Here is a 22841-nt window from a genome sequence, read left to right on the forward strand (position 1 = left end):
TCACGAATCAATGCCGTGACCGTACACGGACGGCAGCCTGCCGCGCGGCAACGGTCAAACGCCGTATTCCTGCGCCCTTCCCTCAGCGCTCAGCCTTCCGTCAACGCCGCGGCGAGCCGGTTGATCGCCTCATCGACCGTGGCGCGAGGGCAGCCGAGATTGACGCGCATATAACCATGCCCTTCGATGCCGAACTTCTGGCCTTTGTCGAGCCAAAGCCTCGCCTTGGTCAGCATGAATTTGTCGAGTGCCTGGGCATCCAGCCCCAAGCCGCGGCAGTCCATCCAGGCCAGATAGAGCGAGTCCGCCGGCAGCACCTTGACCTTCGGAGTCATCTCGTTGACGGCTCGGCGAAAGTGAGCGTGGTTCACGCGCAGATAGCCCAACATCTGTTCGAGCCAGGGTTCACCGTGCGCATAGGCGGCCTCGGCCGCAACCATGCCGAGCGTATTCACCAGCGGGAACATGTTCCTGTCGTACTGGCGCAGCAGTTCGGCTCGCAAACGCCGGTTCGGCACGAATACGTTCGCGCTTTGCAGACCCGGCAGGTTGAAGGTCTTGCTCGGCGCCGTGCAGGTGATGCTGTTTTGTGCAAACGTCTCGCCAAGCGAAGCGAACGGTATGTGTTTCTTTGCCGGATTGACTATCAGGTCCTGATGAATTTCGTCGGATATGACGAGCACGCCATGTCGCAAACAGATCTCGCCCATCGTGCGCAATTCGCCCTCGGACCAGACGTTGCCCGTCGGATTGTGAGGATGGCTGAGGATGAAGAGCTTCGTGTTGTCGCGGATCGCCGCTTCGAACAGCTTTTCGTTGAAGCGGTAGCCCGTCTCCGTTCGTTCCAGCGGGGCGAACGTCAGATGACGTCCGTTCATCAACACGTCGTTATGGAAATGGGCATACACCGGAGGCTGGATCAGGACCGTGTCGCCCGGCGAGGAAAACGCCTGCACGGCAGTCTTCAACGTGGTGATGATGCCCGACGTTTGCACCACCCATTCCTTCGCGACGTCCCAACCGAACCGCTTGGCTTGCCAGCCGACGACCGCATCGAGATAACTGTCGGTTGCGCCGCCGGGGTACCCGAAGATGCCGTGCTCCATGGCCTCGTGCAGCGCGTCGATCACGGGCTGAGGCGCGCGGAAATCCATATCGGCGACCCACATCGGCAAGGGATCAGCCGCAGCTTCATCCGCCGAAAGCAATTTTTCCGCAATTGCCCATTTCATCGAGTTCGATTGCTTGCGATCGGCCACCTGATCGAATACGCAAACACTGCCTCCGGTCGAAGCGTCGTTTTTCATCTCTGCGGAGCATGCTTTAACGTTCACTATTTCTTCCTCGTCCGATATGAAGGCGCGCGCCGGGCGCGGCCTTGAATTCCGGTCAGAATAGCAACGCTTTTCCATGAGCATAAATGGTATATTTTCATCGTTCGATGAACGGAGATCATGAATGCTGGATCGCCAACAACTGGCCGTGCTGCTGGAAGTCGACCGGCTGGGGAGCGTCACCGCAGCCGCGGAGCGACTCAACGTTACCCAGTCGGCCCTCTCGCATATGGTTAGAAAAATGGAGGAGCAGCACGGCGTCCAGATCTGGACCAAGAACGGCCGTGCGCTTCGCTTTACCCAGGCCGGGGAATACCTGATCGCTTTGGCGCAGCGCGTGTTGCCGCAGATCGATCACGCCGAGCGCGTGCTCGTCGATTTCGCGCAGGGCCGGCGCGGCGCGCTGCGCGTGGGCATGGAATGTCATCCATGCCAGAAGTGGCTCTCGCGATTGACGCCCCGTTACCTCGCCGCCTGGCCGGACGTCGACTTCGATGTGCGCACGGCCTTTCGCTTCGACGGCGTTGCCGCACTCGCAGGCCATGAAATCGACTTGCTCGTGACGCCAGACCCCGTCGACTTGCCCGACATTCGCTTTACGCCCGTTATCGACTACGAACTCGTGCTCGTCGTGCATGAAGCCCATCCGCTCGCGGCACGCGCCTTCGCTCAGCCCCGCGATCTGCTCGGCGAGGAGCTGATCACCGTTCCCGTCAGCGAAGACAGGCTCGACATCTATACACGTTTCCTCATCCCCGCCCATTGCAAGCCGAAGAGCCACAGGACCGCGGAAGCGACCGATCTCATGTTGCAACTCGTCGCGGCGGGACGTGGTGTTTCAGTACTGCCCGATTGGCTCGTGCATGAAGAGGGGGCCGAGCTGCCGATTCGTGCGGTGCAGCTCGGCAAGCGCGGCATCGGCAAGAGCATCAATCTTGGGGTGCGCCGCGGCGAAGAAGCTATCGCGTACATTGCCGGCTTCGTGGCAATCGCGCGGGAGATGGGGGTCAGTCGGGCGTAATGGGCGTAATGGACATAATGGGCATGATGGGCGCGCTCCGCTGCAGCGGGCGTGCTTGCCCCGGCCGTCGTGGCCGAAACCGTCGATATCGCGGCCGCGCCACGGCCTCGGAGGGGACTAGGCGTCTTTTCTCATGACCAGCACCATCCGGAACTTGACATCGCCTCGCTTCACTCGCTGATAGGCAGCAAAGGCTTCTTCCAGTGGCATCGTCTCGATCATGGGCCGCACGTCTGTCAGTACGCTGAATCTCAGCGTCTTCTCGCTTTCATAGGGCGACCCCGTCATCGACCCCATGACGCTGCGTTCGCCGCGCACGAGTTGGCCCGTTGCGACCGGCAACGGGTCTTTTCCGGTACCGAGCACGATCAGCCTGCCTTGAGGCGCAAGGCCGCCCATCACGGCCGACACCGTCGCCGTATTGCCTATCGTCGTGACGATTGCCTGTGCACCGCCCATTTCCTTGAGTTTCGCCGCGCCGTCATGCTCGTTCGTATCGATGTAAGCATGGGCACCCAGCGCCAACACATCTTCCTCGATATCCTGACCGCGTCCGACCGCCACCACCTTGAAGCCCATTTTGCGAGCATATTGCACGGCCATATGCCCGAGTCCTCCAACGCCGAGTATCGCCACGAGATCGCCGGGCTCCGCGCCGGACTTCTTCAGCGCATTGAAGGTGGCCAAGCCGGCGCACAGGATGGGCGCGGCCTCCTGGGCATGGAGTTCGTCCGGAACGGAAACCAACCCTGTGGCGCGTGCCACCATCATCTCCGCATAGCCTCCGTCGCATGTCGCGCCCAGCACCGGCTGGTTAAGGCAAAGCTGGAATTGCCCGCGCCGGCATGCGTCGCATTCGTTGCAATGGCCGCCAAGGCGGCCCACGCCCACTCGCTGCCCTACGCTCCAGATTGCGGGCACCCCAGCGCCTATTGCGGCGATTCGGCCCACGACTTCATGGCCCGGTACGCGTGGCGTTGCCAACGTCGGATCGGCCCGTTCTATATCGGACGCATCGGCACCGCAAACGCCGCATGCTTCGACTTCGATCAAGACTTCACCCTGGCCAGGGGCCGGTATGTCACGCTCGACCAACTCCAGCTCGCCGGGCCTCGCCACCTGCATGGCCCTATAGGTACTTTTCACGTTCGATATCTCCGCTATCGTTTGTCCTGCAAGCCCATCCGCTTTTTTCGTACAGCATGCGGGCGATCGCATTACCGATGGGCCGCAATCGCATCGAACGAGGCAAGACCCGGCAACGCGCTCATGCCCGTGCTCGCCGCATCGATGGCGCCTGCCACATAGCCCGGAAACCGCAGCGACCACTCGCTTGCGACGCCGATCAGCACATGCCGCCAAACACCGGACTCGGCCATTGCCGCCGGCGCGGCCGGATGTTCAGGTCCCACGTCCCGATCGCTCCCGGTCGCTGTCAGCGGGTCCTCCGCCCAATCCTTGACGATTTCCACGCGAGGGTGCGACGCCTGTGCACCGAACATCCGCGCCAACTGCGCCCGGCATTGTTTGCGCAGTTCGTCGTCACTCAGGCGCCCGCGCGTTCGAGCAGGCAGCCCCAGAAAGCCAAATAGTGCCGCGTCGCCGCCGGGCATCGACGCGTCGTGAATCTCCGCCAGCGGACCAACGGCGCTTCGCGCCTCGCCGGAGAGGCCCCGATCTCGCCAGAACGAAGCGTCGTAGACGGCCACGTACTTGGCGTGGGGTGCCATCCACGTTGCAGTGTCGGTCCAGCCGCGCCACAACGCACTCGGCAACGCGGGCACGAATTCGATGGTGGCCGTCGCGAGCCGCGGCGGTATGGCAAGCAGTACCGCCGCGGCTCGATGAGTCGAGAACCGCCCTTGAGCATCCTCCGCGTCCAGTTCGATATGGCGCTCCATGCGGCGCACCTGCCGCACGTTCCGGCCGGTCACGAGCCGCCCCGGTGTCAGCGTCCGCTGCAAAGCAGCGATCAATGCGCCCATGCCCCCCTTGAGACGCATGGCGCGAGGCGACGATGCGTAGCCACGCATGCGCAAGGGCGGATCGTGCGGCGTGCGCTCGACGAGCATGTCGCCTTCCTCGTACTGCTCGAATCGTTCCAGGCCCAAGTGCGTCACCAGGCGGTCGAGCCTGGGTTGCAGATCCGGCCAGAACCATGCCGCCCCGAGGTCGAAGCGATTGAAGTCGTTCGACGCCGCCTCTGCCGCAAGCGGCGCCTCCGTGAAAGATGCCGAGACGATGCGCCCCCCCGTTCTCGCGCGAGCCTCCAGCAACATGTAATTCCGTATTCCCTGCTGCTCGAGGAGATAAGCGGCGTAAAGGCCGCTCAGACCTGCGCCCACGATGGCGATGCTGGTTGTCCCCATGCCTATGCTCCGAGTTCCTGGTCAACCACTTCGGTTGTCTTCAGATAAAGCGTGGCGCCGCGTGCGCCGGCCGAGATCATTGGCTGCGCCCCTCTTGGCGACCTGATCCAGCTGCCGCGCCCGTAGGATGCCGCCCCGATCAGCGCCTCTCCGGCCAATACCAGCAATTCGGTGCGGCGCCGCGAATCGGGCAACACGATTTCTCCGGGCGCCAGGCGCCGAAGGCAAACATGCTCCAGGTCGTTCGAGAACAACAGGCAGACGTCCTGGCCATGCGAACGCCGCCACGATGCCGGATGACGCGTATCGATCCGGACACTGCGACGCTCGTCGGGCAGCATTTGTCGAAGCTTGACGAAGATGACGGCGCCCTCCTCGCTGGACGGGCGATGACTCGATCCAGGCGGATTGCGTAGATACCAGCCGGCTGGGTAATGCGTGTCGCCCTCGGAGAAGACACCCGACAGAACCAAAACCTCCTCGCCCTCAGGATGGTTGTGCTGAGGAAAATGCGAATGAGGGAGGTAACGCACGATGCTGGTCGCGCGGGCCTCCTCTGTGCCGACGCGCTCCAGCATGACGCGTTCGACTCCCTTCTGTGGGGAGGCGATCCATCGGTATTCGCGCGGCGTAACGATCGCCCAGCGCGAGAAATCTGTGTTCACCAGCACGGCTGTCTTTGCCCGGAATGTCATGCGTCAAGGTCAGGGGCCGCTACTCGATTTTCCAACCGCCGGCAGCCGCCCCATTCCCGCTTACGAACCGGCCAGTTGCGCGTGCGCCTCAAGCACTCTCGCCGAATAGACCAGTGCGGGACCTGCGTTCAGCGCGATAGCCACGCCCAGCGCCTCGGCGATCTCCTCCAACGTGGCACCCTGCTCGACGGCCTTTTTCGTATGCACGGAAATGCAGCCATCGCATCGCGTGGTGACAGCCACCGCGAGCGCGATCAGCTCATGTACCTTCGGTTCCAGCTTGCCGCTCTTCGCCGCGGCGTTTTCGATCGTTGCGAGGCCTTGCACCACGTCCGGGTTCTTCCCCGCATATTCGCCTATCCGCCCGAGCAACGCGGCTCGGTAGCTGTTCCAGTCTTGCATCATTGCAGTGTCTCCTCGCGAGATCGATAAAGCTGTGTACGCCAACGACACTCCGCACGAGAGATTGGGCCACTAGATGGAGGCCTCGTGGCACGCGCCCGACACATCACAGGGAATATCGAAGGTCCAGAAGTAAAACTATCCGGCTGTGCAGCTACGCAGTAGACGTATTGCCAGACATCGCTTGCGGGATCGAATCAATCCGGCCGAACGATTGCATTTTTCGCGCGTCCCCGCCGCACGGCAAACCAGATAAAGTATCAGCATCGCAAAGAAAATCTATTCTGCCTATGAAATCCCCGGTTCATCTGAATGCGTTGCGGGCATTCGAAGCCAGCGCCCGGCATCAAAGCTTTTCCGCCGCCGCCGCGGAATTGAACGTCACGCCCGCCGCGGTGGGGCAGCTCGTGCGCACCCTGGAGGAATGGCTCGGTACAACGGTATTTCATCGCACGACAAGCGGGCGCAATCGCCTGATCGCTACCGAGGCGGCCGAGCGCGCTTTGCCCGACATCCGCGCGGGTTTCGACAGGCTCGCGATCGGGCTCGAGCGGCTCAAGGAGGGATCGGCCAGCGGGATGCTCACGGTGGCGGTCAGCCCCGCATTCGCTGCGAAGTGGCTGCTGCCTCGCATCGAGAGATTTCAGGCGGCGTGGCCCAACACGGACGTGCGTCTCGATACGAACCTGAAGCCTGTGGATTTCGTGGCTCAGCGCGTCGACATCGGCGTGCGCTACGGCACGGGAAGCTGGCCGGGACTGACCGCGGTCAGGTTGATGAGCGAGGAAGTCTATCCGGTGTGCTCGCCCAAGCTGTTGCTGAAGCGCGGCCGCCTACAAAAGCCAAATGGGCTCGCCCGCGAAACGTTGATCCACGATCTCTCGATGGACAGTCATACGGACTTTCCCACGTGGGATATGTGGCTGCAAAAAGCGGGGGTGACGAGCGTGGACACTAAACGTGGCATGAAGATCAACAACTCCGCCGCAGTCTTGCAGGCCGCCATCGAAGGCCATGGCGTGGCGCTCGCTCGCAGCGTGATGGCGAACGACGATCTCGCAACCGGGCGGCTCGTCCGGTTGTTCCCCGAGATCGAGTTCGCCTCCCCCATGGCGTATTACGTCGTATACCGCGCCGATTGCTCCGGCTTGCCGAAGCTCGTCGCCTTTCGCGATTGGCTGCTCGACGAGGCTGCCGCGTTACCGGGAGAACGCTCCCATTGAAAGCCCAAGTGCCGAACAGGATCGGCCCCCACTCCGGATATGGGCAGATCGTTTTCGTTCACAGAGTGCGATGCATCTTCCAGCGAAGCTTGATGCTCGCATACCGCGTTGCCTTACCTCGGCGGCCAGAAAGCGCTCCAGTTCTTCGCAGCCAGGCGGCAGCCCGGGTATCGGGCTGCCGCTCGAAGTTCGAGCGGCGTTACGCCGCAATGACTCGGGACACCTACTCGCTGCCAGAGAACGATCCGTTTTTGGCACGTAGCGCCGCCACCTCTTTCATCAAATTCGGGTCCGTGACGGGCGCGCTTCCAAAATACGGCATCTGCGAGAGATCTTGGGGCTTGCGCACACCTTCATGATGGACCGATGTACCGCCCGTCTGCAGGGCTTCCATATATCCAGGGCCATGATCCGTGCTGGTCAGACTTCCACCTGATTGGGTCTGATGCGTCGAGACGATCTTGGGCGACGGGAAGAGCGCGACCGTCTGCGTTTTTCCGTTCTTGACGCGCTCTTCGATCAAGGAAAACTCTTTTGTGCTGGCTGGAAGGCTCTCTGCCATCGTGTTTATCTTGTGAAAGGAGCCCGACTTTTTAAGTTGACTCAGTTGCGTTCGCAGTGCATGGATTTGAGGAGCGTGCATGAATAAATCCGCACCGAGCGGCGCGAAGTGCTTCCCGTTGTATAGCAGTTTGCTTAGGCCTTTTTTCATTGACTTTCTCTATCGGAAGGTAGCGAATCGGTAGAAAACGCGCGCCCGCTACCCGAAAAGCACGCGCTCTTGCAGGCGGGGAGGTTTCCATCGCGATACAAGTTTCGTGCCCGCGAAAGGGCATGGCAGAGTCCCTTGCGGAGCATATTGCAGCACGCGATGCATGCTCGCGGGTGGGGGCGAATTCACCCACCACGTGCAAGCGAAACTGCCCAGGGAAACCCTGCGATCCGCCTTTGCGGCAGGAGGCGCGAAGGATAGGAGGCGTTGGGGCGAACCGGCCCGTACGGGCGGATTTCTGCAAACGACCGTTTATAGCCTCAAAGCCGCCGTCAGCGATTGGCTACCTTCTCGCGCATCATGAGGCTCATCGCGACGAGCCCGGCGCAACCAAGCCGCGGCGCGGGACGGGAGTGGAGAAAACAATCGACGTGCGGGTCTCGCCGTAGCCGTTGATGGAGCCAAGAAAGCGCTCCAACTCTTCGAGGCTGGGAGACACCACGGTCACGATGTAGGAATCGGCGCCGGCGACGTGATGACATTCCAGCACCTCCGGGGCGCGGCGCAGCTTGTCCAGGAACGCCTTCTTGCCGGGTTGCTGTACGGTAATGCCAACGATCGCGCGCACGTGGTAGCCGGCCAGCTCGGGATCGAGTTCGGCGCCTATCGAGCGCACCACGCCGGACTCTTTCAACCGCTTGAGCCGCTCCACCGTGGCGGGCACTGACAAGCCGGCTGCCTGTGCCAGTGTCTTCAGCGGTGCGCGGCCATCCTCCTGCAACGCCATCAGCAGTGCCCAGGCTTTGGCATCGAGTTGAAGCGGTTCGGTCATGACGGCCTTTCACCTTAAAAATCGAAACCGGAATCGATTTTCGTTTGGCATTTCATTCTGTGCAAGCGAGATATGCAACAGGATAATCTCGGCATGGATACCATTTTGCCAACCCCTTTGCCCACGCTGTTCGGCCAATCGCTACTGATCGGCCTATCGATCGCGGCGCCTGTCGGACAAATCGGATTACTAGCGATCCAGCGCACGTTGCAACGCGGCCCGCGTGCCGGGCTGGCCACGGGCTTGGGTGCCGCATTCGCGGATGCCGTGTACGGTGCCATCGGGGCCTTCGGCGTCACCGGACTGATCGGCTGGCTGCTGAGCCTGAGGCTGTGGCTGGGGCTGTTCGGCGGCGCCTTTCTGCTATGGCTGGCCTGGCGCATCGCTACGCAGCCGGCCGCGCGCGGCATGGGCGACCACGCGCCGCCCGGCACCCTGCTGCACTACGTCGCGGGCACCTTCGTACTGACGCTGTCGAACCCCACCACCATCCTGTCGTTCATGGCGGTGTTCGGCGCATTGGCAGGACACGCGCCTACCACCTCGCCCTGGGTCATGATCGCGGGCGTTCTGCTGGGCTCCGCACTCTGGTGGTTGATCCTCTCGAGCTGCGTGGGCTGGTTGCGCGAGCGTTTCGACGCGCGTTGGCAACGCGCCGTCAACCTTTGCTCGGCCGGGATGCTGGCTGGTTTGGGGTTATGGCAACTCGGCCAGATCCTCGCCTGAAAGAAGGAAAATTCACCCATGTCGCCTCGTGTGCACGCCAGCCACCGGATCGTCGTCGACGCTCCGGTCGACAAGGCCTTCATGTTCTTCACGCCGGCGGGCGAAGAATGGTGGGTCGACGGCTGGAAACCAGCCTATGTCTACCCGCCTGACGGCCGCACCGAATCCGGCATGGTGTTCACCACCGGTGAGGGCGACGCGTTGACGATCTGGAGCCTGATCGACTTCGACCTCGAAGCGCACTGGTCGCGCTATTCGCGCTGCACGCCTGCGTCGCGCACGAGCATTGTCGACGTTCGTTGCGTCGCGCTCGACGACTCGCGTACGGCGGTGTGCGTGAGCTATACGGTCACTGCGCTCAACGCCGCGGGCAAAGCGGCGTTGAAAGATTTCGAAGGCGAGCGGTTCGCGGCGATGATCGACGATTGGGCAGACAAGATCGGGAAATGCCGCGAACGGCTGCTCGCCGCTTCGATCCGCTGAATCGTTCCGCCCCGGGCAGCGAGCAAGACAAAAACAGGGACGGGCCATGTCCCTGAAGCCGGAGCGACATGCTGCTAAGCTGGCGGCTGACTTCGAGAGGGAGCGAAACGATGTCGCAAAATCCGACGATTGCACTCGTTGGGCCAGGCGCAATCGGCACAACGGTGGCAGCAGCACTCCATGAGGTCGGACGCACACCGGCGATTTTCGGCCGCTCGCCGCTCGAACGCCTGGAACTTCGGTTCGATGGCGGCAATATCGTCGTGCCGGGGCCCGTGAGAACTGATCCATCCAAGGTCGAAAACACCTTCGATCTGGTTTTTGTTGCGGTGAAGTCGACACAAGTGGAGGCGGCCGCAGCCTGGCTTTCCGCTTTGTGCAACGAAACGACGGTGGTCTGCGCGCTGCAAAATGGCGTCGAACAGAAAACGCTTTTTGCGCCGTACGTGCCGGGCACCGTCCTACCCTCGGTGGTGTGGTTTCCCGCCGAGCGCGAACCTGACGGCTCGGTCTGGCTCCGAAGCAAAGCGCGCCTTACGCTGCCTGACACGCCTGAAAGCCGCATGGCCCTCGCGGCGTTGAGCGGCACACGATGTTCGGTGGATATCGCGGTGGATTTCACGTCTGTCGCGTGGCGCAAGCTCTTGCAAAACGCTGTCGCGGGTTTAATGGTTCTCGCCGGCCGCCGCGCGGGCATGTACTCGCGAGCGGACGTTGCTCAATTGGCGCTCGCCTATTTGCAGGAATGTCTCGAGGTTGCTCGCGCGGAGGGTGCAACCCTGGGTGACGAGGTCCCTCGACAGATCCTCGATGCATTCCGTGGTTATCCGGCCGATCTCGGCACCTCGATCCTCGCCGACCGACAGGCAGGCCGCCCGCTCGAATGGGATAGCCGCAACGGGATCGTGCAGCGACGTGGTCGATCTCACGGTATCCCTACGCCGATCAGCGATCTCGTCGTCCCGCTTTTAGCCGCGGCGAGCGACGGCCCGGGCTAAGATCGCTCCCGTCGATGTAATGGCGTTTTCGTTAAAGCACCGCGCCTATCCCGGAGTGGGTTATCCGCGCGCGCACGGCAGGTACAGACGCGCGGACTCCATGAACGTCCTGACTTGTCTATTCAGCACTACCGCTATTTAATTCATCCGACGAGCGTAAATCAGCGCCGGGCGAAAACGATCCCCGATATCTGAACGAATAACCGGCCTCCGACCGCGAGCGCCAGGCGCCCAATGCCTATCGAGAATTCCGGAGAATTACGGCATCCGCCCCACGGATCCCGGCTCTTCACGGGTCAATTAAACTCCCCATCGCGGTTATCAAAACCCGATCCAACATTTCAAAAAATCCTAAGTTCGAGGTTTTTTCCATGCTATGTTGTCTCGTCTCCGAGGGGCCGCATTCGCCGGACCATCAATGACTCGAAACGAATCCGGGTGCCGATGAGCATCCGGGTCGCCCCTTTTTGTTACAGCGCCAATCCCCCATCGCCCTGATGCAGTCCTTCGGCCAAGCCCAATAAAAAAGACGTCGTTTTTCACAGCCGCTAACGGAGTATGAAATCATGCGCATTTCCCCGCTCCCTCCGCTGCAGTGCCTGATCGCATTTGAGGCATCCGTCAGGCATGCCAGCTTTACGCGTGCCGCCGTCGAACTCAATCTGACGCAAAGTGCCATCAGCCGGCAGATCGGCCAGCTCGAGGAATTTCTCGGTCGAACCTTGTTTCTGCGCGAGCCGCGCGCCTTGCGGCTCACCGTCGCCGGCGAGCGCTACGCGAGCCGTGTCCGAACGCTGTTGGAGGAATGCTCCGAGGCGACGTTCGAAATCATGAAGCGCTATGGCGACTTCGACCTGTCGGTCGCCTGCTCGTCCGGCATCGGTATTTTGTGGCTGACGCCACGGCTCTGTGCGTTTCGCGCAGCCCATCCGAACGTCAACCTGCGCCTGATCGTGCGCGACAGCCTCGCCTCGCTTGCACCGTCCGAATTCGACGTCGGGCTCTACTATCTGCGCGACCGTTGCGAATCGCATCTGGATGCCGAGCGCCTGATCGACGAAGAGGTATTCCCGGTCTGTTCGCCCGACTACCTCGACGGCCGTCTGGTGTCGCCGGCAGAACTTCTCGAACACACGCTGCTGACTCATGAGGACCGCCAGCGGCCCTGGATGTCATGGGACGAATGGCTCGAACTAAACGGCGTGATCATGGCGAAAAAACCGAAAATCATCGCGGCGAACCACTATCCGCAGCTGGTCCAGATGGCTGTTTACGGTCAGGGCATCGTCCTCGGCTGGAACCGGCTGATCGATCAATACCTCGAGAAGCGGCAGCTCGTCAGGGCCACCCGCGAGACCGCTACCCACGGCGGCGGGTATTACATCGTCACGCCGCACGAACGCACCATGAATCGGGCCGCCACGTTATTTACGCGTTGGTTGGCACAGCAGCGCGCACCGGACGATCTGCGTATCAGCGCGTGACGCACGCATGCATCGAGCGCATGCCCCGATGCGAATTTTTCGTTTCGTTCCGAGTCCCCGCTCCACTACTATCGACTCTGAATTTTTCGTGACTCCGTCGCCCGCCTGCCGAGGCACCCGCTCCCTCGCGTGTGACAGCAGGCGCGGTGCACCGCACGCCGTAAATTCAACAGGAACGCCCGATCATGCGTGGAGCCCTTCTGACCGGCCAGCCGCATTTCGCGCAACGTGCGCAGGGGCCGCGCGCAATCGCGGCGGCGGCGCTCGGCAACGCATTCGAGTGGTTCGATTTCACCCTCTACGGATTCTTCGCGCCCATCATCGCGACGCTGCTGTTTCCAGCAGCTGACCGGCTGACGGCGCTGCTGCTTGCGGTGGCGACGTTCGGCGTCGGCTTCGTGATGCGTCCGATCGGCGGCATCGTGCTCGGGACCTTCGCCGATCGCAGGGGGCGCCGCCCCGCGCTGGCGCTGACTGCGCTGCTGATGGCGATCGGCACCGGCATGATTGCCTGCGCGCCCACCTACGCGCAAGCCGGCATCTGGGCACCGATAACCGTCGTGATCGCCCGGCTACTGCAGGGATTTTCGGCGGGTGGCGAAATGGGCGGCGCGACTGCCTACCTCACGGAAATCGCGCCGCCTGGAGCGCGCGCCTACTACGCAAGCTGGATCCAGGCTGGCGTCGGCCTCGCGATTCTGTGCGGCGCGCTGCTCGGTACGCTGATGACTACCGTACTCTCCGCCGATGCACTGCATGCGTGGGGATGGCGTGTGCCATTCCTGATAGGCGTACTGATCGGTCCGATCGGCTATGTGATCCGCAGCCGGCTCGACGAAACACCCGCGTTTTCCGCAATGGTCGCGCGCGCGCGCATGCACTCGCCGCTGGCCGACGTCGCGAAGCGCTACCGCCGCGAGACGCTCGTCGGCTTCTCGCTGGTGTTCCTCTGGACCGTCTGCTCCTACGTGCTGCTGTTCTACATGCCGACCTACACGTCGCAAGTCCTGGGGCTTGCCCCTTCTGCCGGGTTCGTCGCCTGTCTCGCCGGCGGGGCGACCTTGATGAGCGTCGCGCCGCTGGCAGGGCGACTCGCCGATCGTCATGGCGGCAAATGGATGATGGCCGGGGCCGCGTTCGCGATTCTCGTGCTCGCCTATCCGATGTTCGCATTCATCCACCGTACACCCACGATCGCCGCGCTGCTGGTGTTTCAGGTCACCTTTGGCGTGCTGATCGCCAGCTACACCGGCCCGATCCTCGCGGAATTCGCCAGGCTCTTTCCGACTGAGGTGTTGTCGACCGGGCTGTCGGTCGCCTACAACCTCGCCGTCATGCTGTTCGGTGGTTTCGCGCCGTTCTTCATCACCTGGCTGACTCATGCGCTCGATAACGCGCTTGCCCCCGCGTTTTACGTCATGGCTGCGGCGCTCGTGAGCTTCGCCGGCACATTGATGCTGCGCAAGCCCGCGTCAGATGCGACGCACGCCGGAGGCCGTTCATGGCTCTGATCGTTATTCGCGGCGGCAACGTACTCGACGTGGCGCGCGGGGAGTGGCTCCCCCACCACCATGTGGTCGTCGAGCGCGAGCGCATCGTCGAGGTGACGGACCGCGAGCCGAACTTCAGGGAGGCGCACGTCATCGACGCGCGCGGCAAGACTGTGATGCCGGGGCTCATCGACTGTCATGTGCACGTGCTCGCATCGCACGCGGATCTCGGCGCCAACGCGGCGCAACCCAACCTGCTCGCGGCAATGCGCGCGCTGCCGATTCTGCGCGCGATGCTGATACGCGGCTTCACGAGCGTTCGCGACGCGGGCGGCGCGGATGGCGGGCTTGCACGGGCGATCGCCATGGGTCTCGTGCCGGGCCCTCGCCTGTTCCCGTCGGGCAAGGCCCTCTCGCAGACGGGTGGCCATGGCGATTTCCTCGCGATGGGCGAGGCGGCTGCTCCCTGCAGCTGCCATGCGCGGGCGGGGGCTATAGCCCGCGTGGTGGACGGCGCCGACGCCGTACGACTCGCCGCACGGGAGCATATCCGCGATGGCGCCACCCAGATCAAGATCATGGCATCGGGGGGCGTTGCCTCGCCGGCCGACGAGATCGGTCACAGCCAGTATTCGGAAGCAGAGATTTGCGCGGCAGTGGAAGAAGCGCGAGCGGCCGGCACCTACGTGATGGCCCACGCCTACACCGGCGCGGCTATCGCACGCGCCGCCCGCTGCGGCGTGCGAACGATCGAGCACGGCAATCTCGTCGATGCGGCGGCGGCACAGACGATGCGCGAGCACGGCGCATTCGCCGTACCGACACTCGTTACCTACGAGGCAATCGCACGCAGCGGCGGGAAGGATATGCCCGCATCGGTACTCGACAAGCTCGCGACGGTACGCGACGCAGGACGGGCATCGCTGGAAATCTTTGCTCGCGCTGGTGTGCCGATGGGATTCGGCACGGACCTGCTCGGAGACATGCATCACCTGCAAGGCGAGGAGTTTCGGCTGCGCGCCGACGTACTGGGCAATCTCGAGGCGTTGCGCTCGGCCACCACGGTGGCGGCGCGCATCCTTGGCCGCCCGGAGACGCTCGGCACGATAGCGGCAAACGCGCAGGCGGACTTGTTGGTAGTGGACGGAGACCCGCTGGCGGACGTCGGCGTGCTCGCCGGCAACGGCGAGCGGATCGACTACGTGCTGCATGACGGCCGGGTGCAACGACACGGCGTGCCAGTGGAAGTCGATTGAAGGCCCGGGCAGCGCAAGCGGGCCGCTCAGAGACAAGGCGCGATGGACCGAAACGGGCCCATCGCGCCGGCAGGGTCCCGGCACCGCAGGCCCCCGCAGGGCGGGTCGGCGGTGCCAGGTCGGGCGGATTGCCGGGCTTCCCCCAGGGAAGATTGGGCGATCCTATTTCAGCGTCATCCTTCAAGGAGAAAGTCATGCGTATCAAGCGTTCGAAGCGCGTGTGTCTGATGAACGACGGTCTGTAATTCCGGCGTCTTCATCTTCCGCCCGAGCCGTCTCGCCGCCAGGCGAGCGGCTCCCACTCCGTACCGGCCCGCGCGCAGCGGCGGCCGCGCCCGAATGGAGAATCACCGTGATGCACATCACACGCCCCATGTTGCGCAGCGACAGTGCGATTCGCCGACTCGACGACCGCCTCGTCGTCACCTATCTCGACGAAGCCTACGAAATCGAATTCGACGATCCGGCTTCACTGCCGGCGACCGAGATTCTGCTGAGCCGCCTCGACGGCACGCGCACAGTCGACGAACTGTCTCGCGAAGCCGACGGCCTGCGTCCCGATCAGATCTCCACCACGCTGTCGATGCTCGACGGCAATTTTCTGCTCGGCGAGGGTGACAAGCCCGGCGCACCGATGTCCGGCCTCGCATTCGCACTGCATCTGGAAGACCTCTACTACAACCGCTGGATGGGACAGGACGGGGAGACCTCCCTGGTACGCGCGGTATTCGACGGCGAAGCCTCCCGTGACGTGCTGATCGGATGGGGCTTCGAGTGCTACCACGTGACCTCGCGCGCGCACGACTGCCTCGCACCGATCATCGCCCGCATGCACGGCGCACTCAAGCCGCTCGCGATCGACTACGTGCTCGACGAGTACCGCCACGACAAGTTGCTGATGAAGTCCCTGCTCGCACTCGGCTATCCGCGCGAAGCGATCGAACACTCGCTGCCGCTGCCGTACACGCATGCGGTGATGAACCTGCTCGCCCGCTGGTCGAACACCGACCTGCTCAGCTTCATGGGTTGCCTGTTCGTATTCGAGGGCACGCAGGATATCGGAGACGCCTACATCCACCAGCTCGAGCAATACGATCTGCCCGCGGAGTTCCTGCGAGGCCAGTCCGTGCACAACGATGTGAACAACGCCGGCGATCACGGCGCCGTCTCGCGGCTCTTCTATAGTCAGTTTCCTTCGATCGGCGCTGACGATCAGGCGCGCGTGACGCGAAACCTGCGCATGCTCTACGACGCTCAACGTCGCAAGCACCGGAACGTGCTCGATTATTACAGCCAGCCGGAGATCGGCATTCCGCGCACGCTTGCGCGCTGAGTGCCTGCCGCTGCGAACTTGCCCGAGGAGACCATCGTCATGACATCCGTCCAAACCGCGCTGCTGAGCTCGCTCGCGGAGCGCCGCGAGCAGATCGGTTACCTGCATGGTCGCATTACCGAATCGATAGCCAATGCCGTCGACAAGATCCGGCCGCTCGACGCCCGCTATGCACTGACCAACGCGATGGTCCGTCATGCCCGTGCGCTGCTGCTGCGCGAACGGGAGCGTATCGAGATCGTGCCGCTCCCTGCCACCGAGGCGATCGCCAACCAGTTCTTCGTGCTCTCGCTGAACGACCCGCACGTGTTCGTCCACCTGCTGCTCACCTTTTATCGAAGCGAGGTTCCCATGGCAAGCTATCTGCACGATCGCGGCACCAAGGATGCGCTCCATTTCGACGACGCGGACACCCGCTACTTCGAGGCAGTTGCCGATATCGCCGATTTCGAGGCCTGCGCATCGGGTCTGCAGCTCGATGCGCACGACAAGGAGCGGCTGTTCGCGCAGCATCATCTGCTCGGCGAAACGATCCGCTACCTGGCGGAAGAACTCGTCGATCCGCATCCGCTGCACGCCTGACGGAGCCGATCGTGTCTTCGAACGTCGGCCGCCGCGTACTGGGGTCGCTGCCCGGCGCGGCGGAGCGCTTCCCCGCGGTCCATGCCACGCTTGGCGACGGCGCCACGCCGCTGCATCTGAATGAAAGCCCCTACCCGCCCTCGCCGCGCGTGCTCGCGGCCCTCCAGGATGCGTTCACGAACCTCAACCGCTATCCCGAGCCTCACCCGGCGGCGCTGATCGCGACGCTGGCACGGCTTAACGGGGTGGCGGACGATACGGTGCTGATAGGCCCGGGCAGCGACGATCTGCTGCTGACGATCGCGCTTGCCTTCCTCGAACCGGGCGACGTCGCATTGATGCCGGCGCCCAGCTTCGGCAAGTACCACAGCGCTACGCTCGTTGCCGGCGGCCAGCCGGTCGATGTGCCGCTCGATACGCGCGGCGCAGTCGATTTGCGCGCGCTGGCCGCGCAAATCGGCTCTTCCACGCGGCTCGTATTCGTACCGACGCCGAACAATCCGACCGGCGCCGGCGTACCGGGTAACGAAATCGCCGCGTTCGCCGCCGCGCTGCCGGACCACGTGATCGCAGTCTTCGATCTCGCGTATCACGAATTCGCGCTGCGCTCCGGCGGCGCGGACGTGCCGCGAATCCTGGCCGACAGCGGGCGCCGCTGGATCTGTCTGCGTACGTTGTCGAAGGCGTACTGCCTCGCTGGCCTGCGTCTCGGTTACGCGATTTGCGGCGACGCGGAGCTTCAGTCGATGGTGCTCAAGATCCGCTCCGTGTTCAATGTCGGCTCGCCGGCCATTGCGGCCGCGCTCGCCGCGCTCGGCGATGCCGAGCACGTCCGCTCGGTGGTCGACACGGTCGTGAGCCAGCGCGAGCGATTGCGCGAAGCATTCGAGCATATGGGCCTGGCCGTGCTGCCGAGCCAGACGAACTTTCTCGCGGTTCGCCTCGGCGCGCGCCGCGATGCAGTACTCGAGGCGTTGCGTGCGCGCGGCATTTTCATCGCGAAGATCTCTCATCCGGATTACGCGCAATACGCGCGGGTCACGATCGGCACCGCCGACGAGAACCGTACCCTGCTGGCCGCGCTGCGCGAGTGCGCGACCGCGCCGGACGCATCGCCGCCCCATCGCTGAAGCGGAGGCTCCCATGAATTTCTCGGAATACGTAGTCGGCAAGGCGCTTTATAACCAGTGGGCAAACGAGAAGATCATCGAGGCCGCAGGCAGCTTGCGCGCCGAACAGCGCGACGAGCCGCTGATACCCGGACTCGATTCGATCTACGCGGTGCTCAATCACGTGCTGGTGGTCGATCGCATCTGGGTAGCCGAGGTCGAGGGCAGCGAGTTCGATACGCCGACCACGCGCACGCTGCTGCATCATGACTGGGACGACTACCTCGAAGACCGCCGCCGGACCGACGCACGCATGCTCGAACTCGTCTCCGGGTTCGGCGAGGCCGAATTGACTGCAACGCTCTATTGCGACGAGGAGATCCACTCGGACCTGCGCGAATGGCCTTTCGCCAGCGAGATCGATCACATCTTCCGGCATCAGGCCCATCATCGGGGGCAAGTCGTGCTGCTGATGGAGGCGACGCCCGTCGGCCGGCTCAAGATCGACGGCCTCTTCGTGCCGGTCGTGCCGGTCGTGCCGATCGTGCCGCCGGGCACCCGCGTCGACACCGCGCGGACTGGATCATGACTCTGCTGATCGAGGCCGGCCCCGATGCCGCGCGGCACTGGCAGCACGTACTGCGAGCGCGCGACGCGGCGCTCGACATCCGTTTGTATCCCGACCTGGGAGACCCGGCCGAAATCACTTCGCTGCTGAGCTGGAAGCCACCGCTCGGCCTGCTGCCGCAGCTCGGCTCTCTACGGCTGCTGCAGTGCAGTGGCGCGGGGGTGGACCAACTGCTCGACCATCCCGACGTCACGGGCTGCCTCGATCGCGGCGTACAGATCGCGCGGCTCGTCGATCAGGGCCAGGCGCACGACCTCGCCACGTACGTGCTGGCCGCCGCGCTTGGCTGGTACCGGCGGATGGATACCTACATCGAGCAGGCGCGGCGCGGCCATTGGCAACGGCACTTTCCGCATCCCTGCAGCGCCGCGGGCCGCGTCGGCGTGATGGGGCTTGGCGTGATGGGCGGCACCATCGCGCGCGCGTTCGCGGCGTGCGGCTTCCAGGTGGCCGGATGGGCCGCGCATCCCGCCCGGTTCGATGGAATCGAGACCTACGCCGGCCGCGAAGCGCTGGCCGATTTCGCGGGGCAATGCGGCGTGATCGTTTGCGCACTGCCGCTTACACCGGATACCCAGGGGATTCTCGACGCCGCGTTGTTCGAGCGTTTGGCGCAGCGCGCCTGCCTCATCAACGTAGGGCGTGGCGGCCACCTCGACGAAAGCGACCTGCTCGCCTGGCTGACGAGTTCGCCCGAGTCCTCCGCCGTACTCGATGTTCATGCCGCCGAGCCGCTGCCCGCGACGCACCCGTTCTGGCGCCATCCACGCATCGTCGTGACGCCGCACATCGGCGCGTTCGCCTCGCCGGAGCGCGTAGCCGACCAGATACTGTCGAACCACCGCGGCGCAATGGCCGGCCGCGTGCCCGAGCATCGGATCGATCTGCGGCGCGGCTACTGATCAGCGTATGAACGAGCCCTCCGCCGCCCGCCAGCTGCGCATCGATCTGGCCGCCTGCTATCGCCTGATCGATCGCTTCGACATGAGCGATCTGATCTTCACGCACATCACGGCGCGCAGCCCCGATCGCGACGATGCCTTTCTGATCAACCGTTACGGTCAGTTGTTCGGCGAGATTCGCGCCAGCGACCTCGTGGAAGTCGACGCCTCGGGCCAGGTACTGTCGGGCGACGGCCCGATCAATCCGTCCGGCTTCGCCATCCATGCCGCCATTCACCGCGCGCGCCGAGATGCGCTGTGCGTGATTCATACCCACAGCGTCGCGGGCATCGCCCTGTCCGCATGCCGGTCGGGCCTGCTGCCACTGAGCCAGCATGCGATGAAGTTCCACGAACGTATCGGCTATCACGATTATGAAGGCATCGTGCTCGGCGAGGACGAAGGCCGGCGCCTCGTGCATGCGCTCGGCACGCACTCCGCCGCAATCCTGCGCAATCACGGCCTGATCGCGATCGGCCGCACCATAGCGGAAGCGTTTCACGTGATCTATCACCTCGAGATTGCCTGCCGCGTACAAGTGCGCGTGCTCGCCGCCTGCCGCGATTCCTCGGATATGCTCATGGCTGCGCCGGAGATCGCGGAACGCGTCGCCCGGCAATTCGAGGCGTTTCCGCAGCCGCTGGGGCGACGCGAGTGGCCCGCCCTGATCCGTCTGCTGGACCGCACTTCGCCAGACTACCGGGAGTGACCGTCATGCAGGCCCAGCCCAATGCCTACCCCAACCCCGTGACGCGCGGCGTGCTTGCCTACGCGCTCGGCATATTCTGTATGGCGCTCGTCGATGCGAGCGGCAAGCACCTGTCGCGCGCCTATCCGCTCGCCGAAATCATTTTCTTTCGCTCCGTGCTCGCGGCCGTGCCGCTCGGCATCGCCGCGGGGCGAGCTGGCTGGTCCACGCTGCGCACACGCCACCCCGTGCTGCACGTGGTACGCGGGCTGACCGTACTGTTCACCCTCGGCTTGTTTTTCTGGAGCCTGCGCTATCTGCCACTCGCCGACGCGACGGCGCTGAACCTGACATCGCCGATCTTCACGACGCTGTTCGCGGCCTGGTTCCTTGCCGAATCGATTCCACGCCGCTACTGGCTCGCCCTGCTGATCGGCATGGCTGGAGTGTGGCTGGTGATGGCGCCTACCGATGCGACGCTGCGCGTGGTCGCGCTCATCGCGGTCGCATCGGCGGCCGCCTATGCCGGCACCAACATCGTCACGCGCATTCTGGTTCGGACCGACAGCAGCTTGTGCTGCACGTTCCATTCGAATACGGTCTTGCTCGCCGTCACGGCCTTCGCTGCGCTCGCGCACGACTGGCTTCCGTTCACATGGCGCGACGGGGCGGTCGTGTTCGTGATGGCGATTGCGAGCACCGCACTGCAGATGCTGGCCGGCTACGCGCTGAAACGCGTGCCTGCCTCGCGGCTCGCGCCGCTCGACTACACGTTGCTGATCTGGACGGTGGGCATCGGCGCATTGGTCTGGCACGAATGGCCACGTCCCGCCGTCTGGGCGGGCATGGTGCTCGTCTGCGCGAGTTGCTGGGTGATCGTGCGGAGCAAGGCTGTGCGGCCCGCGCCGGTTTCGTCCGCCAAGCCCGAAACGCTCGCCTGACAGCCCCGCACCTCGCCGTCATCCTTACAGGAGTTGCCCGATGCGCCGTCGCCAGATGATAGGAACGAGCATGGCGGCTGCCGGTCTGGCCGTTGCCGCCCCTGCTGCGCGGGCGCTGCGGGGCACCGCGCTACATGCGCTGGTGCAACCGGAGCCGCCAGGTCTCATGCTCGGCCTCTACCTGAACACGCCCACTCAGTTGATCGCGGGCAATGTGTACGAGAGTCTGCTCCGCTTCGACGAGCAACTCACGCCGTTGCCGTCGCTGGCACGCGCCTGGACGGTGAGCGCGGACCAACGACGCTACACCTTCCACCTGCAGCCGGGTGTGAGTTGGCACGATGGGAAGCCGTTCACGTCTGCCGATGCGGTATTTTCCGTCGATGTTTTCCTGCGCCATACGCACGCACGCCTGCGCGCAAATCTGGCCGTCGTGGAGAGCATCCGTGCACTCGACCCGCTGACAGTGGAGTTCCGGCTGGTCCGCCCTTTCAGCGCATTTCTGAACCTGTTCGAGGTCGGCACGATGCCGATGGTGCCGCGTCATCTCTACGAAGGCACCGACTTTCGCACCAATCCGGCCAATGCCGCGCCGGTCGGCACCGGCCCATACCGCTTCGCGCGGTGGGAACGCGGCGCCTATATTCAACTGACACGCAACGAACGTTACTACCGCCGCGACGAACCGCACATCGACAACGTCTACTTCCACGTGATCCCCGACGCTGCCGCGCGCGCGGTGGCATTCGAGACCGGACGGATCGACGTGGTGCCGGGCGGTGCCGTCGAATATTTCGACGTGGCGCGACTGGGCCGGCTGCCGGGCGCGCGAATCACGACGCACGGCTGGGAGTTTTTCTCGCCGCTATCGTGGCTTTGGGTCAACCATCGCCGCCCGCCGCTCGACCGGGTCGCGCTGCGCCGGGCGCTCGCCTGCGCGATCGACCGCGAAGCGATCGCGCGCATCGCCTGGCAAGGCTTCGCAAAACCGGCGAGCGGCCCGTTCAACAGTCACGTCCGCTATTTCAGCCGCGACGTCGCACAGTATCCCTACGACCCTGCGCGCGCGAGGGCGCTCGTCTCCGCATCCGGTTATCGTGGCGAAACGCTGCGCCTGCTGCCGTTGCCTTACGGCGAAGTGTGGTCGCGCACGGCCGAGATGGTGCGTCAAAACCTGCTGCAGGCCGGGGTGAAGGTGGTGATGACGCCGACCGACGTCGCGGGATGGAGCGCGCGGCTCGGCCAGTGGGACTACGATCTCGCATTCACCTATGTCCATCAGTTCGGCGATCCGGCGATCGGCATTGCTCACCACTACACCTCGGACAATATCGCGCAGGGTTCGCCTTTCAACAACGTCGAGGGGTACCGCAATCCGAAGGTCGACGCCCTGTTCGCAGCCGGCGCGCGTGAAACGGACGACGGCAAACGCGCGGCGATTTACGCTGAAGTGCAAAAGGTTCTTGCGGACGAGGTGCCCAATATCTGGCTGCACGAGCTCACGTTTCCCACGCTCTACCGGAGCAGGGTCAACAACGTGGTGAACTCCGGCATCGGCCTGAACGACAGTCTCGGCCGCGCCTGGCTTGCCTGA

General features: G+C 63.9%; 23 protein-coding genes and 1 pseudogene. 16 read left to right on the forward strand and 8 right to left on the reverse strand.

The genetic code is table 11. From position 1 onward, the window contains the following. Positions 1 to 89: 89 nt before the first annotated feature. Positions 90 to 1307 (reverse strand): MalY/PatB family protein, encoded by a 1218-nt coding sequence (locus U0034_RS02270; RefSeq protein ID WP_085225903.1) that lies wholly within the window; start codon positions 1305 to 1307, stop codon positions 90 to 92. A gap of 151 nt (positions 1308 to 1458) precedes the next feature. On the opposite strand from U0034_RS02270, the gene U0034_RS02275 reads away from it, so the two are divergent. Next, positions 1459 to 2355 carry a LysR family transcriptional regulator gene (locus U0034_RS02275; RefSeq protein ID WP_085225901.1) on the forward strand — a complete coding sequence of 299 codons (897 nt, stop codon included), beginning with the start codon at positions 1459 to 1461 and terminating at the stop codon, positions 2353 to 2355. Positions 2356 to 2472: 117 nt separating this feature from the next. Here U0034_RS02275 and U0034_RS02280 read toward each other — a convergent pair whose 3' ends face one another. From U0034_RS02280 to U0034_RS02295, 5 genes and pseudogenes are all read right to left on the reverse strand, one after another. After that, positions 2473 to 3501 (reverse strand): alcohol dehydrogenase, encoded by a 1029-nt coding sequence (locus U0034_RS02280; protein ID WP_085226450.1) that lies wholly within the window; start codon positions 3499 to 3501, stop codon positions 2473 to 2475. Between the two features lie 71 nt (positions 3502 to 3572). After that, positions 3573 to 4427 carry a flavin monoamine oxidase family protein gene (locus U0034_RS02285; protein WP_407702972.1) on the reverse strand — a complete coding sequence of 285 codons (855 nt, stop codon included), beginning with the start codon at positions 4425 to 4427 and terminating at the stop codon, positions 3573 to 3575. 63 nt (positions 4428 to 4490) lie between these two features. Continuing rightward, positions 4491 to 4724, reverse strand: a pseudogene (locus tag U0034_RS29205) (NAD(P)-binding protein); the annotation flags it as partial. Between the two features lie 2 nt (positions 4725 to 4726). Then, the gene (locus U0034_RS02290) at positions 4727 to 5395 is read right to left on the reverse strand and encodes a cupin domain-containing protein (RefSeq protein WP_085226448.1); all 669 of its coding nucleotides are present in this window, start codon (positions 5393 to 5395) and stop codon (positions 4727 to 4729) included. Between the two features lie 84 nt (positions 5396 to 5479). Further along, positions 5480 to 5824 (reverse strand): carboxymuconolactone decarboxylase family protein, encoded by a 345-nt coding sequence (locus U0034_RS02295; protein WP_085225897.1) that lies wholly within the window; start codon positions 5822 to 5824, stop codon positions 5480 to 5482. 287 nt (positions 5825 to 6111) lie between these two features. Here U0034_RS02295 and gcvA point away from each other — a divergent pair, with 287 nt between their 5' ends. Next, complete coding sequence (gcvA, locus tag U0034_RS02300; RefSeq protein WP_085225895.1) at positions 6112 to 7044, forward strand: transcriptional regulator GcvA; 933 nt, start codon at positions 6112 to 6114, stop codon at positions 7042 to 7044. 223 nt (positions 7045 to 7267) lie between these two features. Here the strand turns inward: gcvA and U0034_RS02305 are convergent, their stop codons facing one another. Both U0034_RS02305 and U0034_RS02310 read right to left on the reverse strand, forming a co-directional pair. Then, a complete protein-coding gene (locus tag U0034_RS02305) occupies positions 7268 to 7756 on the reverse strand; it encodes a hypothetical protein (RefSeq protein ID WP_085225893.1) in 489 nt (162 codons plus the stop codon). A 367-nt stretch (positions 7757 to 8123) separates the two neighbouring features. Continuing rightward, complete coding sequence (locus U0034_RS02310; protein ID WP_085225891.1) at positions 8124 to 8588, reverse strand: Lrp/AsnC family transcriptional regulator; 465 nt, start codon at positions 8586 to 8588, stop codon at positions 8124 to 8126. Between the two features lie 93 nt (positions 8589 to 8681). On the opposite strand from U0034_RS02310, the gene U0034_RS02315 reads away from it, so the two are divergent. From U0034_RS02315 to U0034_RS02380, 14 genes are all read left to right on the forward strand, one after another. Next, positions 8682 to 9314, forward strand: a complete 633-nt coding sequence (locus U0034_RS02315) for a LysE/ArgO family amino acid transporter (RefSeq protein WP_085226446.1) — start codon at positions 8682 to 8684, stop codon at positions 9312 to 9314. Positions 9315 to 9332: 18 nt separating this feature from the next. Next, positions 9333 to 9797, forward strand: coding sequence for a hypothetical protein (locus tag U0034_RS02320; RefSeq protein WP_085225889.1), 465 nt, complete (start codon positions 9333 to 9335; stop codon positions 9795 to 9797). Between the two features lie 110 nt (positions 9798 to 9907). Continuing rightward, on the forward strand, positions 9908 to 10795 hold the full coding sequence (locus tag U0034_RS02325; RefSeq protein WP_102622974.1) for an oxidoreductase: 888 nt from the start codon (positions 9908 to 9910) through the stop codon (positions 10793 to 10795). Positions 10796 to 11361: 566 nt separating this feature from the next. Next, entirely contained in the window at positions 11362 to 12279 is a 918-nt protein-coding gene (locus U0034_RS02330) for a LysR substrate-binding domain-containing protein (RefSeq protein WP_085225885.1), read from the forward strand. A gap of 185 nt (positions 12280 to 12464) precedes the next feature. Next, positions 12465 to 13790 carry an MFS transporter gene (locus tag U0034_RS02335; RefSeq protein ID WP_085225883.1) on the forward strand — a complete coding sequence of 442 codons (1326 nt, stop codon included), beginning with the start codon at positions 12465 to 12467 and terminating at the stop codon, positions 13788 to 13790. Continuing rightward, a complete protein-coding gene (locus U0034_RS02340) occupies positions 13781 to 15025 on the forward strand; it encodes a metal-dependent hydrolase family protein (RefSeq protein WP_085225881.1) in 1245 nt (414 codons plus the stop codon). The genes U0034_RS02335 and U0034_RS02340 overlap by 10 nt, the downstream gene beginning before the upstream one ends. 355 nt (positions 15026 to 15380) lie before the next feature. Next, a complete protein-coding gene (locus U0034_RS02345; RefSeq protein WP_233211932.1) occupies positions 15381 to 16358 on the forward strand; it encodes an iron-containing redox enzyme family protein in 978 nt (325 codons plus the stop codon). A 39-nt stretch (positions 16359 to 16397) separates the two neighbouring features. Next, positions 16398 to 16940 carry a hypothetical protein gene (locus tag U0034_RS02350; protein ID WP_085226444.1) on the forward strand — a complete coding sequence of 181 codons (543 nt, stop codon included), beginning with the start codon at positions 16398 to 16400 and terminating at the stop codon, positions 16938 to 16940. Positions 16941 to 16951: 11 nt separating this feature from the next. Continuing rightward, positions 16952 to 18070 (forward strand): pyridoxal phosphate-dependent aminotransferase, encoded by a 1119-nt coding sequence (locus U0034_RS02355; RefSeq protein WP_085225876.1) that lies wholly within the window; start codon positions 16952 to 16954, stop codon positions 18068 to 18070. Positions 18071 to 18083: 13 nt separating this feature from the next. Beyond that, positions 18084 to 18638, forward strand: a complete 555-nt coding sequence (locus tag U0034_RS02360; RefSeq protein ID WP_085225874.1) for a DinB family protein — start codon at positions 18084 to 18086, stop codon at positions 18636 to 18638. Further along, positions 18635 to 19579, forward strand: coding sequence for an NAD(P)-dependent oxidoreductase (locus U0034_RS02365; RefSeq protein WP_085225872.1), 945 nt, complete (start codon positions 18635 to 18637; stop codon positions 19577 to 19579). The genes U0034_RS02360 and U0034_RS02365 overlap by 4 nt, the downstream gene beginning before the upstream one ends. Positions 19580 to 19586: 7 nt before the next feature. Next, entirely contained in the window at positions 19587 to 20327 is a 741-nt protein-coding gene (locus U0034_RS02370; RefSeq protein ID WP_085225870.1) for a class II aldolase/adducin family protein, read from the forward strand. A gap of 5 nt (positions 20328 to 20332) precedes the next feature. Next, a complete protein-coding gene (locus tag U0034_RS02375) occupies positions 20333 to 21247 on the forward strand; it encodes a DMT family transporter (protein WP_233211926.1) in 915 nt (304 codons plus the stop codon). A gap of 40 nt (positions 21248 to 21287) precedes the next feature. After that, complete coding sequence (locus U0034_RS02380; RefSeq protein WP_085225866.1) at positions 21288 to 22841, forward strand: ABC transporter substrate-binding protein; 1554 nt, start codon at positions 21288 to 21290, stop codon at positions 22839 to 22841.

The sequence above is a fragment of the Trinickia caryophylli genome, from assembly GCF_034424545.1.
In the GTDB taxonomy this organism is placed as follows: domain Bacteria; phylum Pseudomonadota; class Gammaproteobacteria; order Burkholderiales; family Burkholderiaceae; genus Trinickia; species Trinickia caryophylli.